The organism is Winogradskyella litorisediminis, assembly GCF_042675765.1.
GTDB classification, from domain to species: Bacteria; Bacteroidota; Bacteroidia; order Flavobacteriales; family Flavobacteriaceae; genus Winogradskyella; species Winogradskyella litorisediminis.
In genome coordinates this window covers 696,833-715,967 of sequence record NZ_JBHTJL010000009.1, presented here as the reverse complement: position 1 = coordinate 715,967, position 19,135 = coordinate 696,833, and the positions used below count along the sequence as shown (strand labels likewise).

Sequence of the window (19,135 nt, the reverse complement as noted above, 5' to 3'; positions counted from 1 at the left end):
TTGCAGAACAACACAAAAAACTTATCATGTACGGAAATATAAAAGAATATTTAGAAAAAGAAATTGAAGACATAAAAGATGCTGGTCTTTTTAAGGAAGAGCGAATTATTACCTCTGCTCAAGGTCCAGAAATTATATTAGATACAGGTCAAAAAGTATTAAATTTCTGTGCAAACAATTATTTAGGATTATCATCTCATCCAGACGTTGTTCAAGCAGCAAAAGACACTATGGATACGCATGGTTTTGGCATGTCTTCGGTACGTTTTATTTGCGGAACTCAAGATATACATAAGGAGTTAGAGCAAAAAATTGCAGATTTTTATGGTACCGAGGACACTATTTTATATGCTGCTGCTTTTGATGCTAATGGTGGTGTTTTTGAACCGTTATTAGGAAAGGAAGATGCAATTATTTCAGACTCTTTAAATCATGCATCTATTATTGACGGCGTACGTTTATGCAAAGCAGCTAGATATCGTTACCAAAATAACGATATGACTGATTTAGAAGCACAACTTATCGAAGCTAATAAAAATGGAGCACGTCATAAAATTATAGTTACAGATGGCGTATTTTCTATGGATGGTTTGGTTGCCCCTTTGGATAAAATTTGTGATTTAGCAGAAAAGTATGATGCTATGGTCATGATTGATGAGTGTCATGCTACAGGTTTTATCGGAGAAACAGGTATTGGTACATTAGAAGAAAAAGGCGTTTTAGGCCGAGTTGATATCATAACCGGAACTTTAGGAAAAGCTATGGGCGGCGCAATGGGTGGTTATACTACAGCAAAAAAAGAAATTATTGAAATTTTGAGACAACGTTCAAGACCTTACTTATTTTCAAACTCATTAGCACCAGCAATTGTTGGTGCGTCAATTAAAGTTTTTGATATGCTCTCTAACGATACTACTTTAAGAGATAAGTTAGAAGAAAATACAAATTATTTCAAGCAAGGAATGAAAAAAGCTGGGTTTGACATCATTGATGGAGATTCTGCGATTGTACCTGTAATGCTTTACGACGCAAAGCTTTCACAGACTATGGCTAATATGTTACTAGAATTAGGAATTTATGTTATAGGCTTTTTCTATCCTGTAGTACCAAAGGAAAAAGCACGTATAAGAGTACAACTTTCAGCGGCTCATACAAAAGATCATTTAGACAAGGCAATAAAAGCATTTACCACTGTAGGAAAGCGTTTAGAAATAATTTAAATATCTCAGAAAGTTAATAAACAAAGGTATTGAGTTAATATTTTTATATATTTGTCTTTGTTAATAGTATTTAACAACTTACATTTGCTAACAATTAACACTTAAAATTAAATTATTTAGAATATGAAAAATCTTAGCAGATTATTATTTGTAGCTGTGCTTTTAGCGAGTTTTAGCACTGTTAATGCTCAGGATGAAAACCAGCCATGGGCTTTCGAAATTGGTACTAACGCAGTTGATTTCTATCCTGTAGGCGAAGCAGCTCCACAAGGTGAGTTTTTCGATGAGTTTGTGAATGCAAACGATCATTACAACTTTATTCCTTTTCTTTCTAGACTTGCAGTTTCTAGATATTTAGATGAAGGATTTACGTTTACTGCCGCTGGTTCTTTAAACAGAATTAAAAAATTTGGTGATTCTACAATACCAGAAGTTGATTATTTTGCATTAGACGGAACTGTTTCTTACAGCTTTATGAATTTAATTGGCTCTAACTCTATCGATCCTTATTTAGGTGTTGGTGGTGGTTATACTTGGGTTGATAACATTGGAGCTGGTACTCTAAATGGTACCTTAGGTTTGAAATATTGGTTATCTGAAAAAGTTGCTTTAAACTTACAGACTTCTTATAAACACTCTTTTGAAAATCAATTATCTAAGCATTTCCAACACTCGTTCGGTGTAGCTTTTAAGTTTGGTGGTGTTGATACTGATGGTGATGGTATTTTTGATAATAATGATGCTTGTCCAGAAGTTGCTGGTTTAGAAGCTTTCAATGGTTGTCCAGACTCTGATAATGATGGTATTCAAGATTCTAAAGATGATTGCCCTAATACTCCTGGTTTAGCTGAATTTAATGGTTGCCCTGATACTGATGGCGATGGAGTTATTGATAGTAAAGATGACTGTCCTACTGTAGCTGGTTTAAAATCATTAAATGGTTGTCCAGATGCAGATGGTGATGGTATTGCTGATGCAAAAGACAACTGTCCTAACGAAGCTGGTCCTGCTGCAAACAACGGTTGCCCTTACCAAGATAAAGATGGTGATGGTGTTTTAGACAAAGATGACAAATGTCCAGATGTTGCTGGTACTGTTGCAAACAATGGTTGCCCAGAAGTAACTAAAGAAGTTCAGGATACTCTAAACGAATACGCTAAAACAATATTATTCGATACTGGTAAATCTTCAATTAAAGCAGAATCAGAGGAAGTATTAGCTGATATCATTAAGATATTAAACAAGTACCCATCTGCTAAATTTACTGTAGAAGGCCATACTGATAGTGTTGGTTCTGAGAAATTAAACCAAAGATTATCAGATGCTAGAGCATTATCTGTAAAAGATTATTTAATATCTAATGGTGTTGATAAATTTAGATTATCTTCTAGAGGTTACGGAGAATCTAAGCCTATCGCTTCTAACAAAACAAGAGAAGGTAGAAAACAAAACAGAAGAGTTGAGATTAACTTAGCTAACTAATTTGTTTTATTACATATAAAGTTTGAAAAAACGCTTCGGATATCCGAAGCGTTTTTTATTTTTAAGCATGCAGACTTTTATAGAAGATGTTTTAAAGTATTTACAGAAAAACAATAACGATTTTTCAAATTCTGTATTTATTTTGCCAAGCAAACGTGCGGGCGTTTTTCTTAAAAGTCAACTTCATAATTACATTTCAGAAACAATTTTTGCACCCGAAATCATAAGTATTGAGGATTTTGTGCAACATCTATCTCAACTTAGACAGATCTCTGGGAATGAATTATTATTCAAATTTTACAATTCTTACAAGAAAATAACTTTACCTCATAAACAAGAACCTTTTGATGCCTTTTCAAAATGGGCTCAAATTATTATTCAAGATTTTAATGAAATAGACAGGTATCTTATAGAACCCAATAAAATATTTGATTATTTAAGTGCTATAAAAGAGCTAGACCATTGGTCTGTAGATAAAGAAAAAACATCAATGGTGACTAACTATTTGAGTTTTTGGAAAAACCTTAAAGCTTATTATAATCAATTATCTAAAGATTTACTCAGCGAAAATATTGCTTATCAAGGCTTGATTTATAGAAAAGCTGCGGAGCGCGTATATGAATACTTAGAAAACAACCATAACCATCATATATTTTTAGGATTCAATGCATTAAATAATTCTGAAGAAAACATAATTCAAGAAATATTAAAATCTAACCAAGGAACTATTTTTTGGGATATCGACCAACATTTTTTGGAAAATAAATTACATAGCGCAGGTTTATTTGCTAGGCAACATAAGAAAAGTTGGATACATTTTGATACCAATCCATTTAATTGGATTCACTCAAATTACGGCAATCAAAAGAATATTAATATTGTAGGTTGTCCTAAATCGGTCAGCCAGAGCAAATATGTTGGAAACTTACTAAAGCAAATTTCAAATAATCAAAAAGGTATTAAAAGTACTGCTGTAGTTCTTGGTGATGAAACACTACTAACGCCTATTTTAAATTCTATACCTAAAGAAATTAATGCTGTCAATGTAACAATGGGTTTACCGCTAAAGTCAATTCCATTATCGAGCTTATTTGAACAGCTGTTTACTATTCATAAACAAAAATCAGAAAACTTTTATTACAAGGACGTAATTGCATTGTTATCTAATCAAATGATTCAGTATATCTTAAAAACAAGTAGAGATATTATTGAAAATATTCAGAAAAATAACATTGTATATGTAACACTCTTAGAATTAAAAAAAATATCTAGCGATAACAATCCTATTTTAGATATACTCTTTGGAGATTGGCACTTAGACACCAAAAAAAATATTAACAACTGTATAGCGCTTATAAGAAGTATAAAAGTTGAGCTTAAAGCGTCTAAATCTGAAAAACGCTTAGAGTTAGAATATCTTTATAGGTTCAATACATTATTTAACGAAATTAGTACGTTAAACTCATCTTATAATTATATAAATGACGTTGCTTCGCTTTTTTCGGTTTATAAAGAGTTACTCTCTAATGAAACTCTTGATTTTCAAGGCGAACCTTTAGAAGGACTGCAAATTATGGGAATGCTAGAGTCTCGCGTTTTAGATTTTGAAACTGTGATTATTACAAATGTAAATGAAGGCATTTTACCTGGTGGAAAAACACATAATTCATTTATCCCTTTTGATGTAAAAATTGAAAACAAACTACCAACTTATAAAGAAAAAGACGCCGTTTACACACATCATTTCTACAGTCTAATTCAACGTGCAAAGAATATATATTTACTTTACAATACTGAAGTCGATGCACTTAAAGGTGGGGAAAAAAGTAGATTTATTACCCAATTAGAAGTTGAAGGCATTCATCAATTAAATCATCAAGTCATTTCAGCAGACATTCCGAATATTAATACCGAATTGACTAGTATTTCCAAGTCGGCCTCAGTAATTGAGACGCTAAAAGATGTAGCAAAAAAAGGGTTTTCGCCTTCGTCATTAACCAATTATATGCGTAATCCAATCGACTTTTATTTTGAACGTATATTAGGCATAAAAAATACCGAAGAAGTCGAAGAAACGATTGCTGCAAATACTTTAGGTACTGTTATACATAATACCTTAGAAGATTTTTATAAACCGTTTGAAGGTAAACTTTTAAAAATTGAAGATGTAAAACATATGAAATCTCTAACCGAAAAAACGGTAACAAAACACTTCAAGGAAATTTATAAAAAAGGGGATATCACAACAGGTAAAAATCTAATAACATATGAAATTGCAAAACGGTACGTAAATAATTTTCTAAATTCTGAAATTGAATTGCTAAACGAAGGAAATCAACTTAAAATATTAGCAATTGAAGTAGATAATAATATAAAACTTAATATTCCTGAATTAAATTTTCCAATTATTCTAAAAGGAAAGGTAGACCGCGTAGATGAGCTTAATGGCGTTACTAGAGTTATAGATTACAAATCTGGTAAGGTTGAACAAAACAAAATTGAAGTTGTAGATTGGGAAGATTTAACTACTGATTACGATAAGTACAGCAAATCGTTTCAAGTTTTGTGTTATGCCTATATGATGCACAAACAAAATATAATAAACTTGCCAATTGAAGCTGGTATTATTTCATTTAAAAACTTAAAAGAAGGTTTCTTAAAATTCGGAAAAAAAGAGTCTTCAAAAAGCCGAAGTAAAAATCAGCTGATTGCTGAAGATACGTTAAATGCTTTCGAAATTCAGCTTAAAAACCTCATTCTTGAAATCTGCAACCCTGATATCGATTTCGTAGAAAAAGAACTCGACTAATGCACATAAACAAGAACATAGTTTTACAACGAGAGAATAACAAACCTATTGTTATTGATACGTTTTGTCCAACAGAAAGCAAGAACCAACCTATTGTTATTTTTTGCCATGGCTATAAAGGCTTTAAAGATTGGGGTGCTTGGGATATCATGGCTAAACGCATAGCTAAAAATGGTTTCTGTTTTATAAAATTCAACTTTTCTCATAATGGTGGTACGGTTGAACAACCTATAGATTTCCCAGATTTAGAAGCTTTTGGGAATAATAATTACTCTAAAGAATTAGATGATTTAGGTGATGTAATTGATTGGGCAATTACACATTTTAAGGAAAATTCATTTGTTGACACTTCGAGAATCCACCTCGTGGGTCATAGTCGCGGCGGCGGAATTGCCATCTTAAAAACTGCTGAGGATAATAGAATTAAAAAACTAGTGACACTAGCTAGCGTATGTGATTTTGGAAATCGTACTGCTACTATCGGTAATTTAGAACAGTGGAAAAAAGATGGTGTTAAATACATTACTAATGGCAGAACAAAACAACAAATGCCACATTTTTATCAGTTTTACGAGGATTACATCCAAAACACAGAACGTTTGGATATTAAAAAAGCTTGCCAAAAAATACATGTACCTCAACTCATTATTCATGGTGATGCAGACACCTCAATTTCTGTTAAAGAAGCTGAAAGCATCAGTGATTGGAATCCAAAAAGTCAACTAAAAATAATTAAAAATGCTAACCATGTTTTTAACGTAAACCATCCATGGATGTCATATAGTTTACCAAAAGAATTTAAAGAAGTAATAGAAACATACATAAACTTTCTTAAATAAAAAAACCAGCCATTAATCATAGCTGGTTGCTTTAATCAAACACTTGGGGGAAAATTATACTTAGCTATTTGATTAAATAGTTTCTCAGTTTTGGCTTAGTTTTTTTGGAAAGTCAATACATCTGTTCCTCCATTTCCACCACTGACGTCTATTAACTCTATTCTAGTATTTGATATTGATACAATATCCCAATCATCATTTAAATCTTCAAAATCATTAGTTTCTGGTACGGGAAAGAAAATATTAAAATCTATATCATCATTACTGCTACTATCGTCACTACTATTACTATCATCTGTTACAGACCATGTTCCTGATACTGTATTAGTTCCGTTGGTAGCGACTAAAGATCCATCAGAATTAAAACTAAAATTGTAGCCGTTAAAATCCGAGGTTTCATCTTGTCCAGAGTCATTAAAATTTGTTATTCTCCATGTTCCTGACTCCGCTGTACTTACGATTTCAGCGATTTCTTGACTGTTATCAAATGGAGCTGGGTCATCGGAAGAACATTGTGTTGACATTAAGGTTAGGCTTAACATAACTATTGCGCTATAATAAAATCCTTTTTTCATAATACTTGTGTTTAGATTAATTTAATTATTTATTTAAATTTTTTGAAGAGTTAACGTGTCTGTACCACCGCCACCGCCGCTTACATCTTGAATTACAACTTGTGTGTCCGATACAGAAATTACATCCCAATCGTCATCGTTAAACTCATTAAACGGAATGTCGGTCCCAAAATTAATAGCCATTTGATTTCCCGAACTAAATATAGACCAGGTACCATTATTTGTATTGCTGCCGTTTGAAGCTGAAACCGTTCCGCCTGAATCAAAATCTAATTGATAACCTGAATAATTAGCCGTTTGGTCATCAGTGTCTTCAGTGTAAGACGCTACAACCCAAAGACCATCTGATAAAATTGCAGATAAATTATCATTTCCGTTTCCGCCACTAAAAGGTGTTCTTTCAAAAGTTAAAAAATCTTCAGAGCCGTCGCCACCGCTAATATCTTTTAGTCTAATTATATCGTTAGTAACTTCGAGCACATCCCAATCATCTGCTAATTCATCAAGCGGAATTGTTGTGCCGAAATTTAAATTTAATCCAAGTACAGTCTCATCTCCAGATGTTGTTGACCATATGCCATTAGTAGAACCGTTTGTGTCTGTTGCTGTGGCTGTATTATCAGAAGCAAAATTGAAAACATAATCCGAAAAGTCTGCGGTTTCGTCTGTGTCGTCAAAGAAATACGTAACATACCAATCTCCAGTGGTTAACGCATTTACCAGTGCTGTATCATCTACCGTTGTTCCTCCAGATGTACAATCACTTTCAAAACGAAGTCTATCGTCTCCCAATCTTAAGTCAACTTTTACTTCTCCAGGTTCTTGTTCTATTTCATGCAAATTCCAATTATCATTAAAATCTGATAAGCCTGTTACGTTAATCATTACAGAAATATTGTTTCCTGTGCCCGTAACGTCCCATGTACCATTAAATGTATTGGTGCCTTGAGTTACTAGAATGGTTCCGTCGTTATTAAATTCAAACGTATATCCCACATAATTGTCTTCTAAATCGTTATCGCTACGTTCTAGTTTATCAACCGTCCATTCTGCGCAATCTGCAAAAACTGTTTCAAGGTCATTGGTCGTGCAATCGTTACAATCGTCATCATCAAAATCGTTATCATCATCCTCGTCACAACTATCATCTGCAGTTTCTATAGCATTTTCTAATTCTTGAATACTATTAACGGTTTGGGTATTTCCGTCAGCAAAGATTACTGTGATTGGGAAATTAATAGTAACCGCTACAAACTCGTCCAAATCATCTATAAAATCATACATTTCGTTATCGTTATTGATAACAATCGTGTCAATTAAATCGTTGTTTGCATTAAAAACTGAAGCTGTAATAGGGTATTGAAAATCAATACATTCTATATCATCATCGTTTTCGTTTTCACCAAGACAATTTCCTCCTAAAGCTTCTAATTCCGAATCCGAATTAACCACTACTGTAGAATAATCTGTAAGAATTACTGTGATAGGATACGAAATAACAACAGAGTCCACGTCGTCATCAAATAAATCAATGATATCTTCTATATCCTCATAACCATCGTCGTCATTTATAACAAGCTCTATCCCGTTTACTGTAACAGTAACTGGTAATTGCACGCTTAAACAACTTGTGCTATCTATGATGTTATCGCTAGAGCCATCGTTGGTTGCTGTTCTGCTCATTAGATTTGCAACCATAGAATTTGCTTCAATGGTTTGTTCGACTGGTGGATCAATCGATAAGTCGTCTTCTGTTCTGCAAGATGTCATTGTAAACACAACACCTAGAACTAATAGTAAGATTGGTTTTAATGTTTTCATAATTAGTGATTTTATATACTGTTCGTTTTTGATTGGCTTTTAAATAGCCTTCTTTATTCTTATAACAACTTAACTATAGATTGTCCCAAGAATTTTTTAAAATTTTTAATTCTAATATTTCTAAATCAGAAATTATAGCTTTCAAATTATATAATCGGTCATTTACCTGGCGATATTTATAGAGGTTTATTGTTGTATACTCTTTTTCTAATATAGCTTCTAGTGTCTTTAACTTTTGGGCGCAAAGCAATAACTCCTTTCTTTTCATTAATGAAATAGATTTAATAAATGTTGTTGTTCTATTTACAGAAAAAGGTTGCATTGAGTATTTCAGTACATTAAAAATTAATAACCAGAATATGGCCGACTATATATTTAAAACAACTAAAACTTAAAGTATCCCAATAAATTTCAGTAAAGATTTTTTTTTATCTTGGTAATCCGTCAATACGATAATTTTTGTCAAAGTCATTACATAAGGATATTTGTGATAAAGTACGCTTCTCTAAGCTTTACAATAAGTATGCGCAATCCTTAAGTAATATTCTCTTTTATAAATATGGCGATTTATTAAACCCATCAGATAAGGTCCAAGAGGCTTTTATTAAGTTATGGGAAAACTGTTCTAAAATAAAACCAGAGACTGCAAAATCTTATTTATATACTACGGCCAATAATATGATGTTAAATGCAGTAAAGCATCAAAAGGTGGTTTTAAAGTACCAAAACGTAAAACCAAAGGACTACACTAACGAGTCTCCTGAATTTGTATTACGAAAAAAAGAATTTTTAAAACGCTTTGAGCGTGCTTTAGCTGGGCTAAAAGAAGATGAACGCGTTGCGTTTTTACTAAATAAAGTAGATGGTAAGACCCAAAAAGAGGTCGCAGAACTTTTAGGAATTACAAAAAAGGTCGCAGAACACAGAATTTACTCTGCTTTAAACAAGCTTAAAAATGAGCTTGAAGAATTAAATTGAAAATAATTTTGGGATAATTGCAACTTGAGTTGTTTTAGTTATATAACAGCAAGTTATGGATAAAGAATACTTAGTAAAAAAGTGGTTAGATAATGACCTTACCAACGAAGAGGCAACAGCTTTCTCTGCGTTGGAAAATGCTGCTTTGTATAAAGAAATTATTGAAGAGTCAAAGCGTTTTAGCGGTAACACTAATGCTAAAGTTGGGTCTTTTGCTGCATTAGACAAAAAGTTAGATTCTAAAAGCGGCAAATCTATTAATTGGGCAAAAGCAGTGTCTGCAATAGCGGCAGTATTCGTTGTTGGTTTTGCTTTATTTACGCTAGTTAATAAAGACAATATCAACACCTTTAATACAGAGTTAGCACAAAATAAAGTCATTGTCTTACCCGATAATTCAACTGTAAGTCTTAATGAATTATCTGAATTAGAATACAATGCATCTAACTGGCAAGAAAATAGGTCACTAGATTTAAAGGGAGAAGCCTTTTTTGATGTAGAAAAAGGAAGTCGATTTGATGTGCACACCGAATTTGGCACTGTAAGCGTACTTGGCACAGAGTTTAATGTCTTTTCTCGAGACAGCGTATTTAAAGTGGCTTGTTACGAAGGTTTGGTGCAGGTAAGCTATAACGATAATAATATTAAACTACCTGCCGGAACAGCGTTTGTGCTGTCTTCTGGAAAAGGTGTTAAATCGGATATTACCATAGCCGAACCGTACTGGCTTAAAAACATGAGTGTGTTCGATAATGCCTCTTTCGATGCTGTCGTTAAAGAACTAGAAAAGCAATATAATATCAAGATTAAATATCCATCTGATTTAAGCTTACGATTTACAGGTGCTTTTGAACATGACAATCTTGAAAATGCCCTAAAATCTATCTCAAAACCTCTTAATTTGACTTATGTAATCGAACCGAATAATAGGGTCATTATAGAGAATGTGGAAAACTAAATATTATATACTAATATGCCTGTCTGTCTTTATTTTATCTAAAGTACAAGGACAAGATTTACAACAGAAAATCCCAATTTCTGTGGTTTTAGACGAAATCTCTAAAATTCACTCCATTAGCTTCAATTACGAGACTAGTCTATTAGAGAATTTAAAAATAAAACCACCTCTAGAAACATTAAGTTTGTCTGCCAAGATAAAGAATCTCGAAAATCAAACCGGTTTTGTTTTCGAGCAAATTAGTCCTATGGTTTATTCCATTTCTAAACCTTTAAAACTTTGTGGTTACATAAAAGATTCAGAATTACAAACACCGCTTACTGGAGCCACAATCAAAAGCAAATATGCATACGCCATTACCGATGAAAATGGCTATTTTGAAATAGCTCTTAAATCTAAAAGCGAACTCTTAACCATAAGACATCTAGGTTTTAAAACCATTGAACGCCAAGCGAAGTTTTTTAATCTAAAGGAATGCTTTACTATATCCATGTTTGTACAGCAAGAGCTTATTGCTCCTGTTCTTGTTGAAACATACATCGTAAAAGGCATCGATAAACGTAAGGATTGGACAACATCAATAGATTATAACAGATTTAGTCTATTGCCTGGGCTAATAGAATCAGATGTTTTGCAAACGGTGCAAGCCTTACCAAGTATTTTAAGCGTAGACGAAACGGTTTCGAATATAAATATTCGTGGTGGTTCTAACGATCAAAATTTAATGCTATGGGACGATATAAAAATGTACCAAACAGGTCATTTTTTTGGTTTAATTTCAAGCTTTAATCCGCTTATGACCCAAACGGCGCATGTTATCAATAATGGCTCGGATGTGTCTTTGACCGACGGCGTTTCTGGCACAATACACATGCAGACAAACCAGCAAATCGACTCGAAATTCAATAGTATTTTTGGTCTTAATTTTTTAAATGCCGAGTTGTTCTCTAATATACCTATCGGCAATAAATCATCACTTCAGATAGCATCTAGAAAATCCTTAGACGAAGTTGTAAGAACACCAACTTACGAGGTGTATTTCGATAGAGTAACACAAGACACTGAGGCCGAAAGCAATGTCCTCAACGTTACAAATTCTAATCAAGAATTTAACTTTTATGATGCTTCACTCAGATGGCTTTATCAACCTACTGACAACGATTTAATTAGACTAAATTTTATATTAATAAATAATAATCTAGGGTTTAACGAAAATGCAACTATCAATGGCGCTGCTCAATCAAGGCGCAGTAACGTTTCACAAAATAGTCTCGCAGTTGGTCTCAATTATCAGAGGCAGTGGAGCAAAAGATTATCTACAACACTTAATATTTACGACACCGAATATAAACTTGAAGCGCTTAATGCAGATGTTTTAAATAATCAATTACAACTACAAGAAAATATCGTTTCAGAATCGAGTATTTTGCTAAATAATACCTATAAGAAAAACCAATGGCAATTTAATCTTGGTTATCAATTTACCGAAACCGAAGTTATAAACCTTAACGATATCGATTTACCACGCTTTGTAAGACGTGACGAAGAAATACTAAGAGAACACAGTGCTTTTGGCCAAGCTTGGTATAAAAATCCAAGTAATGATTTTTCTGTAAGAGGTGGCGTAAGAGCAAATTACTTATCCAAATTTCAAAAATTAATCATCGAACCAAGATTGAGCGTGAGACAATCCTTAGGAGACAACATTGAAATTGAAGCACAAGGCGAATTTAAACATCAAAGCACGTCGCAAATCGTAAATTTTCAAAACGACTTTTTAGGCGTTGAAAAAAGACGTTGGCAACTATCCGATAATGATAGCATTCCTGTCTTACAGAGCAAACAAGTATCTCTTGGAATAACGTATAAAAATAGCGGCTGGTTGTTAGATGCCATTGGCTATTTTAAAAAGGTAGATGGTATAACCACACAGAGCCAAAGCTTTACCACTAAATACGAATTTGCAAAGCAAAAAGGCAATTATGATGCCTTTGGATTGGAATTCTTATGCCGAAAATCATTCGGAAATTTTAATAGTTGGCTTAGCTATTCTTACATCAATAACACCTATACATTTGAAGCGCTTGAGGATAGGGTTTTTCCGAGCAATTTTGATATCACACATTCAATTACTCTAGGTACAACATTCAGCAATAACTCTTGGAACATTTCTGCCGGTTTAAATTATAGAATAGGAAAACCAACATCAGTACCGCTCGATGGTAACGAAATCGTCGATGATGCTATAAATTTTGATATCGCTAATAATGAAAGGCTCCTAGACTATTTAAGAATAGATGCTTCCGCCTTATATAAATTTAAAATAAGTAACGCGTTGAGGTCAGAGGTTGGAGCTTCTGTATGGAATATTTCCGATAGAGAAAACGCCATAAATAATTATTATCGGATTAACAACAATGATGTGGTTGACAAATTTTCGAGATTTTCTCTTGGATTGACAACCAATGCTGTCTTGAGGGTATATTTTTAGATAATTAAAATCGGTAAAAAATTCAATGTTTAACATCCATGGAAAACCAAAAACGTACCTCCAGAATTTAAAAAAATGCTTCACTCTGTCATAGAATTTTTAAAATACTCATAATTAGTTCAATTCAATTGTATTGAGTTAATCATAAATCCTTACCAACAAGCGGTAATCCAACTTGTTGCTTAATTTTATAGTAACCTAATAATCAAATTATTGATTAAACTATTTAGGAATTATAAACATAAAAATTAAATGAAGATGAGCAATTACACAGAAGAAGTAGGAAACAAATTAAACGGTTTATTAGAAAGAACTTACGACGCAGAAAAAGGGTATAAAAAAGCAGCTGAAAATGTAAATCATTCAGCACTAAAAACTTTTTTTAAAGCAAAGGCGCAACAGCGCTATGATTTTGGGCACCAATTAAAGTCTGAAATTAAATCTTTTAACCAAGAAGTTGATAAAGGCGGAAGCTTAAAAGGAGCAGCGCATAGAGCTTGGATGGATACAAAAGCACTGTTTAGCACCGACAATTCGGAAGCTATGTTGGAAGAAGCTATCCGAGGCGAAAAATCAGCCGTAAGCGAATATAATGACGTATTAAACGAAACGACATTGCCAACATCGACAAAGTCGCTATTAAAAAGTCAGAAAAACGTTATTGAAAACGAGCTAAACCGAATTAAAACACTCGAAGATTTAGCATAATTTTCAAAATATATAAATTAAAAAAGAGCATTTAAAAATGCTCTTTTTTTTGCTTTATTGTGGAGAATACCGGATTCGAACCGGTCGCCTCTACGCTGCCAGCGTAGCGCTCTAGCCAAATGAGCTAATTCCCCATATTATTTCTTCGCCAGCGTCTTCCTGCTGCTGACTTTAAGTATTTTTCTCTTTTTCGCGCATCAATTCTTGTTTCAAATTCTTCGATATACTTTACAACCCAAGGAACAAATGCTTTTGTAGATTTCACTTTTTTAGCGTTATGCGAGTTAAGCCTTACCGAAATGTCTTTTGTCATTCCAACATAATACCTATCAAAACTATTGCTATATATTATATATACATAATGCATACCTTATTGTCGCGCTCCCAGCCCGAAAGAACCTTTCGTTCTGGCGGGTAGCCAAATGAGCTAATTCCCCAAATTGTCTAGCGAATATATAAAAATGTTTCTTACACAAAATCAAAAAGCCATATTAAAAAGCTTCTGCAATACCTAAATACAAATAATTAGAGCCTTGACCAAAACCCCAATCGAGTCTAATATTTAAGCGCTCTAATTTATCTACCATAAAGCGTGCGCCAGCGCCATAATTAAAACGCAAGTCTCCCAACTTAAAATCAGATACATCGTTATAAACATCACCAGCACCAACAAAAGCAACTGCGCCCCATCTGGAATTTTTAAATGTTTTACGATATTCTACTTGGCTGGCTAATAAATCACGGTCAACAAACCTACCTTCACGGTAACCTCTCAAAATTTCTGAACTTCCAAATAACGATAATTCATTAAAAGGCACGTCACCACGAGAAAATCGTCCTATGGCTTGAAATGCTAAAATATCATCATTCTTCTCTGATACATCCAAGTAATGCCTTAAGTCGAAACGTGTTAAATCAAAATTTTGAGTACTTCCAAAAGCATCATCATAAACACCATAAGTAAACTCAAAATACCAACCGTTTTGGGCATTTAGTATATTATTTCTGCTATCGTAAAGTACAGCAGCCTCAATACCCATTGAACGAGACCCATCAAAACCTTCTGGCCGTTCTGTATCTAAAATACCGTTGGCTTCAACATTAGTTTCAAAAATTTGATTGTATCTAAAACCTGCTCCAGCAAACAGATATTTAGCAAAAACATTCTTTAAAAAAATAGGCTCAACTAAAACTTGATAATAATCGTATTGCTCTTCGTTTTCTTCATCACTATTTCTGCCTAGACCATAAAATAATCTTGGGTAATTCTGAAATTGAATATTGCCTTCAATAACCCATTTTTCTTGATTGGTAAAAATCTCAAAACCTGAGTAAAAAATAAACTGATTATTAAGCGTATACTGAAAACTAAGCGGCATATTACTAACACGCGTCTCGTCTCCACTACCATTAAATTTAAACAGATATTTAGCACCTGTACCAAATCCAAAATTTGTTTCTGGCGAGTAACTAATTACTGGCGCCAATATAAATTTTGAAAGGTATATCGTTGAGTCTCTCTCTACTGCTTTTTTATTAGGATAGAAAGTGAAAAATTCTTTCATTTTTTCAAAATCCTGAGTACTTGCGTTGTTTGAAAACAAAAAGCAGAAAATAAAGAAAATGAATATGAGTTTAGGTTTAACTGTAATAGCCATAAAATATGTAAGTATCAAGACGTAAATGTACTCTTGAGGCTTTTTAAAAATTAAAATAAATAAAATTTTGATTGACTGTTTTGCGTCACAACTACTTTAAACCCCGAAGAATTAAAACAGGCACTTCAGAAATATAAAAGTCTTTACGCATTACAGTATTTTCTTCCCATAATTTTTGAAAAAAACCGCGCTTACGCCTCACCACACAAAGCAAATCTGGGTTAAGCGCTTTGAAATGCTCTAAAACACCTTGGTAAGTTGTGGCGTTTTTAGACTCAATTTTTTTGTCGATTAAAGTTTTTAATTCATCATCTATCTCAAAATCTGAAGGCGTATGATTTGGTGTTTTAACCAATAGTAAATTCAACTTTGAAGAAAAGTGGTTTTTAATTGCTCGTAAAGGGCGTAAAGCATCTTCACGCTTTAAAATAGCCGATTTAACTGCCATCATAATAGAGTCTATAGGCTTATAAACATAACCTTCTGGCACAACTAATGCCGGAATTTGAGTTTGCTTTACAATCTTTCCAGAGGTTTTACCTAAATACACATCATCATTGACAGAATTTGTGCGAGGCTCTAAAACTATAAGGTTTACATCCAAGGCTTTCGCTGCCAATTCAATAGTGTCAATTAATTTTCCTTTAAAAACCCTAGTAATTACCTCAACACCTTTTTTATCAATGGACGCCACATGTTCGTCTAAAAACGTTTGGCTTTCACGCTCCAAAATATGGTCAATTTTTATCATTGTTCCTGCTTTGGTATAAACGTTATATATTTGAACAACGTAAACCTTTGCACCAAATTCTTTTGCAAAATCAACCGCATACTGCAAATGGCTTTTTGCATTTTTTGACGATCCAACAGGAACTAATATATTTTTCATGATAGTATATTTTAACCACAAAAGTAAACATTATTAATGATTCGAAGCGCTACACTTACCGATATTGATGCATTAATGCAAGTCACCAAAGCTTGCGCCAAATACATGATTAGCAAAGGTATTTTTCAATGGAACGAACATTATCCTAATAGAACAGCTTTTGAAAATGACGTGACTCGAAACGAACTTTTTGTTTTAGAAATCAAAGATGAAATCATCGGTTCAATCGTGCTTTCTAATGTAATGGATGAGGAATATATCCCGATTGAATGGCTCACTAAAAATAAACATAATCTGTACATACATAGACTAGCCATTCACCCAAAATATCAAGGGAAAGGTTACGCTCAGCAATTAATGGATTTTGCTGAAAGTTTTGCAAAAAAAACTCATTATACCTCAATAAGATTAGACACATTTTCACAAAACAAAAGAAACCAAAAGTTTTACGAACTTCGCGGTTATAAACGCTTAGGAAATATTTATTTCCCAAAACAAAGCGAATATCCATTTTACTGTTACGAACTTGTATTGTGAGCAATCCTCTAACATTTAAAAACATAAACCGATTGGCTATTCCTGCTCTAATTGCAGGTGTTTCTGAGCCTATTTTGTCGTTAACTGATGCTGCAATCGTTGGCAATATTAAACTAAACGCCACAGAATCTCTTGCTGCCGTTGGTATTGTATCTACTTTTTTATCGATGTTGATTTGGGTTTTAGGGCAGACCCGAAGTGCCATTTCTTCTATTATTTCGCAATACTTAGGCGCAGATAAGTTAGATGATGTAAAAAATCTGCCAGCCCAAGCTATATTTTTAATTACATCGCTTAGCTTGCTTATTATTTTGGTTACTTTTCCTTTTGCTTCGAAGATTTTTAAGCTCTATAACGCTTCCTATTTAATTTTAGAATACAGTGTTGATTATTATCATATTAGGGTGTTTGGCTTTCCGTTTACCTTATTTACAATTGCTGTTTTTGGTACGTTTCGCGGACTTCAAAACACCTTTTATCCAATGGTTATAGCTATTGTTGGCGCATTGGCAAACATTGGTTTAGACTTCGCATTGGTTTATGGAATCGATGGTTTCATTCCTGCTCTAAACATCAAAGGTGCTGCCTATGCAAGTGTTATAGCGCAAGTTTTAATGGCGCTACTTTCAGGATTTTTTATTTTGAAAAAAACAGAAATCCCATTACTAGTTACCTTTCCTTTTAATAAAGAAATTAAGCGATTTACAATTATGATTCTTAATCTTTTTTTACGAACATTGGCACTTAATGTTACACTTTATTTTGCTACAAGCTATGCTACAAAATACGGGACAAAGTATATCGCAGCTTATACCATTGCCATTAATTTATGGTTTTTGGGTGCATTTTTAATTGATGGTTACGCCAGCGCAGGCAACATTCTCGGCGGTAGGTTACTCGGCGGAAAACAATACAATCATCTCATAAAACTAAGTACTATTCTAATTAAATATGGCATCGGTGTTGGTTTTATAATTGCTATTATTGGCGCAATATTTTACTATCCTATCGGGAATTTATTTAGCAACGACCCAGAAGTTCTTAACACCTTTTATGACGTCTTTTGGATTGTTCTTGCCATGCAACCACTTTGTGCGCTCGCCTTTATTTTTGATGGAGTGTTTAAAGGCTTAGGCCGAATGGCGGACTTGCGGAATTTACTACTACTTTCAACATTTGTGGTGTTTATTCCAACTTTATTAATTTTCGATTATTTTAATTATAAATTAACCGGAATTTTCATCGCGTTTACACTTTGGATTATAGCTCGTGGAATTCCTCTGATTATAAAATTCAGAAAAACATACAGTTCACTTGCACAAAACCCTTAAATTTGGTCGATAAATTGACAGTAAAAAAATTATGGAAGATATCATGGCTTTTTTTAGCGGAAATGGACTATTTCTTTTATTGGGTTTGGTCTTAATCATTGTTTATTTTGTAAATAAAAGAAAGGGACGTAGATAACTTTTACCTAGTTTTTAACCAACCTGTAATGCTTAATCTTGGCGTAGCAACAACTTTTACTTCATGCTCTAGTTCTTGGCTCTCAAAAATAACAACCTTACCAGGAAAAGGATAAATAATCTTTTCTTCGTCTTTTAAATACAAGACCAACTCACCGCCATTTTCTGGTTTCCAGTCTTCACTATTTAAATAACAAACAAAAGACAGACGTCTTCTATCATCGTTCATAAACGTATCTAAATGCCTTTTGTAGTAGGTGTCTTTTGGATAAATAGCATAATGAAATTCCTTTTGATTAATCCCAAGAAAACAGGTTCGGTTGAGATATGTTTTTAAGTCATTAATCTTATTAAAAAACATATTCTCCGCTTCATTAGTAGCATGCTCATCAATCCATAAAATAATATCACCACGAATAGATTTTTTTACAATCTCATTAGTTTTGCTACCAATTGCAGATTTTCTAAATGTATCTTCTTCATACTTTAGAAGTAAGGATTCTCTTAGCGCTAAAACTTCATCTTGCGTAAAAAAATTATCAACAACACTATACTTCTGGCTCCAAATATCTGCTATAATTCTTTCATACAACGGATTTTCAGAAAACGGAATAGCTTCAAATAAGCTACTCACCTTAGGTAATACTAAATTTAATACAACTCATTATTTCCTTTATTTAAAAAAAGTGAGCAAATGTAATCTA

16 protein-coding genes and 1 tRNA gene are annotated in these 19,135 nt (G+C 33.2%); 10 read left to right on the top strand and 7 right to left on the bottom strand.

Going from position 1 to position 19,135, the window contains the following annotated elements; all coding sequences use genetic code 11:
* Positions 1–26: 26 nt before the first annotated feature.
* From kbl to ACFQ1Q_RS05480, 4 genes are all read left to right on the top strand, one after another.
* Positions 27–1,220 carry a glycine C-acetyltransferase gene (gene kbl, locus ACFQ1Q_RS05495; RefSeq protein ID WP_386128790.1) on the top strand — a complete coding sequence of 398 codons (1,194 nt, stop codon included), beginning with the start codon at positions 27–29 and terminating at the stop codon, positions 1,218–1,220.
* Between the two features lie 123 nt (positions 1,221–1,343).
* Complete coding sequence (locus tag ACFQ1Q_RS05490; protein WP_386128788.1) at positions 1,344–2,702, top strand: OmpA family protein; 1,359 nt, start codon at positions 1,344–1,346, stop codon at positions 2,700–2,702.
* Positions 2,703–2,724: 22 nt separating this feature from the next.
* Positions 2,725–5,511: a PD-(D/E)XK nuclease family protein gene (locus ACFQ1Q_RS05485; protein WP_386128786.1), complete on the top strand. Its 2,787-nt coding sequence runs from the start codon at positions 2,725–2,727 to the stop codon at positions 5,509–5,511.
* Positions 5,511–6,350 carry an alpha/beta hydrolase family protein gene (locus ACFQ1Q_RS05480; protein ID WP_386128784.1) on the top strand — a complete coding sequence of 280 codons (840 nt, stop codon included), beginning with the start codon at positions 5,511–5,513 and terminating at the stop codon, positions 6,348–6,350. Before ACFQ1Q_RS05485 ends, ACFQ1Q_RS05480 begins: the two co-directional genes overlap by 1 nt.
* 95 nt (positions 6,351–6,445) lie before the next feature.
* Here the strand turns inward: ACFQ1Q_RS05480 and ACFQ1Q_RS05475 are convergent, their stop codons facing one another.
* On the bottom strand, positions 6,446–6,925 hold the full coding sequence (locus tag ACFQ1Q_RS05475) for a hypothetical protein (protein ID WP_386128782.1): 480 nt from the start codon (positions 6,923–6,925) through the stop codon (positions 6,446–6,448).
* Between the two features lie 33 nt (positions 6,926–6,958).
* Positions 6,959–8,746: a hypothetical protein gene (locus ACFQ1Q_RS05470; protein ID WP_386128780.1), complete on the bottom strand. Its 1,788-nt coding sequence runs from the start codon at positions 8,744–8,746 to the stop codon at positions 6,959–6,961.
* A 459-nt stretch (positions 8,747–9,205) separates the two neighbouring features.
* On the opposite strand from ACFQ1Q_RS05470, the gene ACFQ1Q_RS05465 reads away from it, so the two are divergent.
* The 4 genes from ACFQ1Q_RS05465 (at position 9,206) to ACFQ1Q_RS05450 (ending at position 13,881) form a co-directional block, all read left to right on the top strand.
* Positions 9,206–9,724: an RNA polymerase sigma factor gene (locus tag ACFQ1Q_RS05465; RefSeq protein ID WP_386128778.1), complete on the top strand. Its 519-nt coding sequence runs from the start codon at positions 9,206–9,208 to the stop codon at positions 9,722–9,724.
* A gap of 55 nt (positions 9,725–9,779) precedes the next feature.
* On the top strand, positions 9,780–10,682 hold the full coding sequence (locus ACFQ1Q_RS05460) for a FecR family protein (RefSeq protein ID WP_386128776.1): 903 nt from the start codon (positions 9,780–9,782) through the stop codon (positions 10,680–10,682).
* Positions 10,669–13,173, top strand: a complete 2,505-nt coding sequence (locus ACFQ1Q_RS05455) for a TonB-dependent receptor (RefSeq protein WP_386128774.1) — start codon at positions 10,669–10,671, stop codon at positions 13,171–13,173. Before ACFQ1Q_RS05460 ends, ACFQ1Q_RS05455 begins: the two co-directional genes overlap by 14 nt.
* Positions 13,174–13,431: 258 nt before the next feature.
* Complete coding sequence (locus ACFQ1Q_RS05450; RefSeq protein WP_386128772.1) at positions 13,432–13,881, top strand: ferritin-like domain-containing protein; 450 nt, start codon at positions 13,432–13,434, stop codon at positions 13,879–13,881.
* Between the two features lie 60 nt (positions 13,882–13,941).
* Here the strand turns inward: ACFQ1Q_RS05450 and ACFQ1Q_RS05445 are convergent.
* The 4 genes from ACFQ1Q_RS05445 to ACFQ1Q_RS05430 all read right to left on the bottom strand — a co-directional run bounded on the left by ACFQ1Q_RS05445 (position 13,942) and on the right by ACFQ1Q_RS05430 (position 16,428).
* Positions 13,942–14,015: transfer RNA gene (locus ACFQ1Q_RS05445), tRNA-Ala, on the bottom strand.
* Positions 14,006–14,248, bottom strand: a complete 243-nt coding sequence (locus ACFQ1Q_RS05440) for a GIY-YIG nuclease family protein (protein WP_386128770.1) — start codon at positions 14,246–14,248, stop codon at positions 14,006–14,008. The genes ACFQ1Q_RS05445 and ACFQ1Q_RS05440 overlap by 10 nt, the downstream gene beginning before the upstream one ends.
* 124 nt (positions 14,249–14,372) lie before the next feature.
* Complete coding sequence (locus tag ACFQ1Q_RS05435) at positions 14,373–15,446, bottom strand: BamA/TamA family outer membrane protein (protein WP_386128768.1); 1,074 nt, start codon at positions 15,444–15,446, stop codon at positions 14,373–14,375.
* Between the two features lie 184 nt (positions 15,447–15,630).
* Entirely contained in the window at positions 15,631–16,428 is a 798-nt protein-coding gene (locus ACFQ1Q_RS05430; RefSeq protein ID WP_386128766.1) for a universal stress protein, read from the bottom strand.
* A 36-nt stretch (positions 16,429–16,464) separates the two neighbouring features.
* On the opposite strand from ACFQ1Q_RS05430, the gene ACFQ1Q_RS05425 reads away from it, so the two are divergent.
* Complete coding sequence (locus ACFQ1Q_RS05425) at positions 16,465–16,965, top strand: GNAT family N-acetyltransferase (protein WP_386128764.1); 501 nt, start codon at positions 16,465–16,467, stop codon at positions 16,963–16,965.
* Positions 16,962–18,296 carry an MATE family efflux transporter gene (locus ACFQ1Q_RS05420; RefSeq protein ID WP_386128762.1) on the top strand — a complete coding sequence of 445 codons (1,335 nt, stop codon included), beginning with the start codon at positions 16,962–16,964 and terminating at the stop codon, positions 18,294–18,296. Before ACFQ1Q_RS05425 ends, ACFQ1Q_RS05420 begins: the two co-directional genes overlap by 4 nt.
* A gap of 139 nt (positions 18,297–18,435) precedes the next feature.
* Here ACFQ1Q_RS05420 and ACFQ1Q_RS05415 read toward each other — a convergent pair whose 3' ends face one another.
* Entirely contained in the window at positions 18,436–19,065 is a 630-nt protein-coding gene (locus ACFQ1Q_RS05415; protein ID WP_386128760.1) for a 2OG-Fe(II) oxygenase, read from the bottom strand.
* Positions 19,066–19,135 lie beyond the last annotated feature (70 nt).

Bases quoted from the DNA above. Each gene is read 5' to 3' on its own strand.
- ACFQ1Q_RS05435 (WP_386128768.1), bottom strand. From the start codon at position 15,446: ATGAAAGAATTTTTCACTTTCTATCCTAATAAAAAAGCAGTAGAGAGA.
- ACFQ1Q_RS05490 (WP_386128788.1), top strand. From the start codon at position 1,344: ATGAAAAATCTTAGCAGATTATTATTTGTAGCTGTGCTTTTAGCGAGT.
- ACFQ1Q_RS05440 (WP_386128770.1), bottom strand. From the start codon at position 14,248: ATGCATTATGTATATATAATATATAGCAATAGTTTTGATAGGTATTAT.
- ACFQ1Q_RS05450 (WP_386128772.1), top strand. From the start codon at position 13,432: ATGAGCAATTACACAGAAGAAGTAGGAAACAAATTAAACGGTTTATTA.
- ACFQ1Q_RS05425 (WP_386128764.1), top strand. From the start codon at position 16,465: ATGATTCGAAGCGCTACACTTACCGATATTGATGCATTAATGCAAGTC.
- ACFQ1Q_RS05455 (WP_386128774.1), top strand. From the start codon at position 10,669: ATGTGGAAAACTAAATATTATATACTAATATGCCTGTCTGTCTTTATT.
- ACFQ1Q_RS05475 (WP_386128782.1), bottom strand. From the start codon at position 6,925: ATGAAAAAAGGATTTTATTATAGCGCAATAGTTATGTTAAGCCTAACC.
- ACFQ1Q_RS05460 (WP_386128776.1), top strand. From the start codon at position 9,780: ATGGATAAAGAATACTTAGTAAAAAAGTGGTTAGATAATGACCTTACC.
- ACFQ1Q_RS05480 (WP_386128784.1), top strand. From the start codon at position 5,511: ATGCACATAAACAAGAACATAGTTTTACAACGAGAGAATAACAAACCT.
- ACFQ1Q_RS05430 (WP_386128766.1), bottom strand. From the start codon at position 16,428: ATGAAAAATATATTAGTTCCTGTTGGATCGTCAAAAAATGCAAAAAGC.
- ACFQ1Q_RS05470 (WP_386128780.1), bottom strand. From the start codon at position 8,746: ATGAAAACATTAAAACCAATCTTACTATTAGTTCTAGGTGTTGTGTTT.
- kbl (WP_386128790.1), top strand. From the start codon at position 27: ATGTACGGAAATATAAAAGAATATTTAGAAAAAGAAATTGAAGACATA.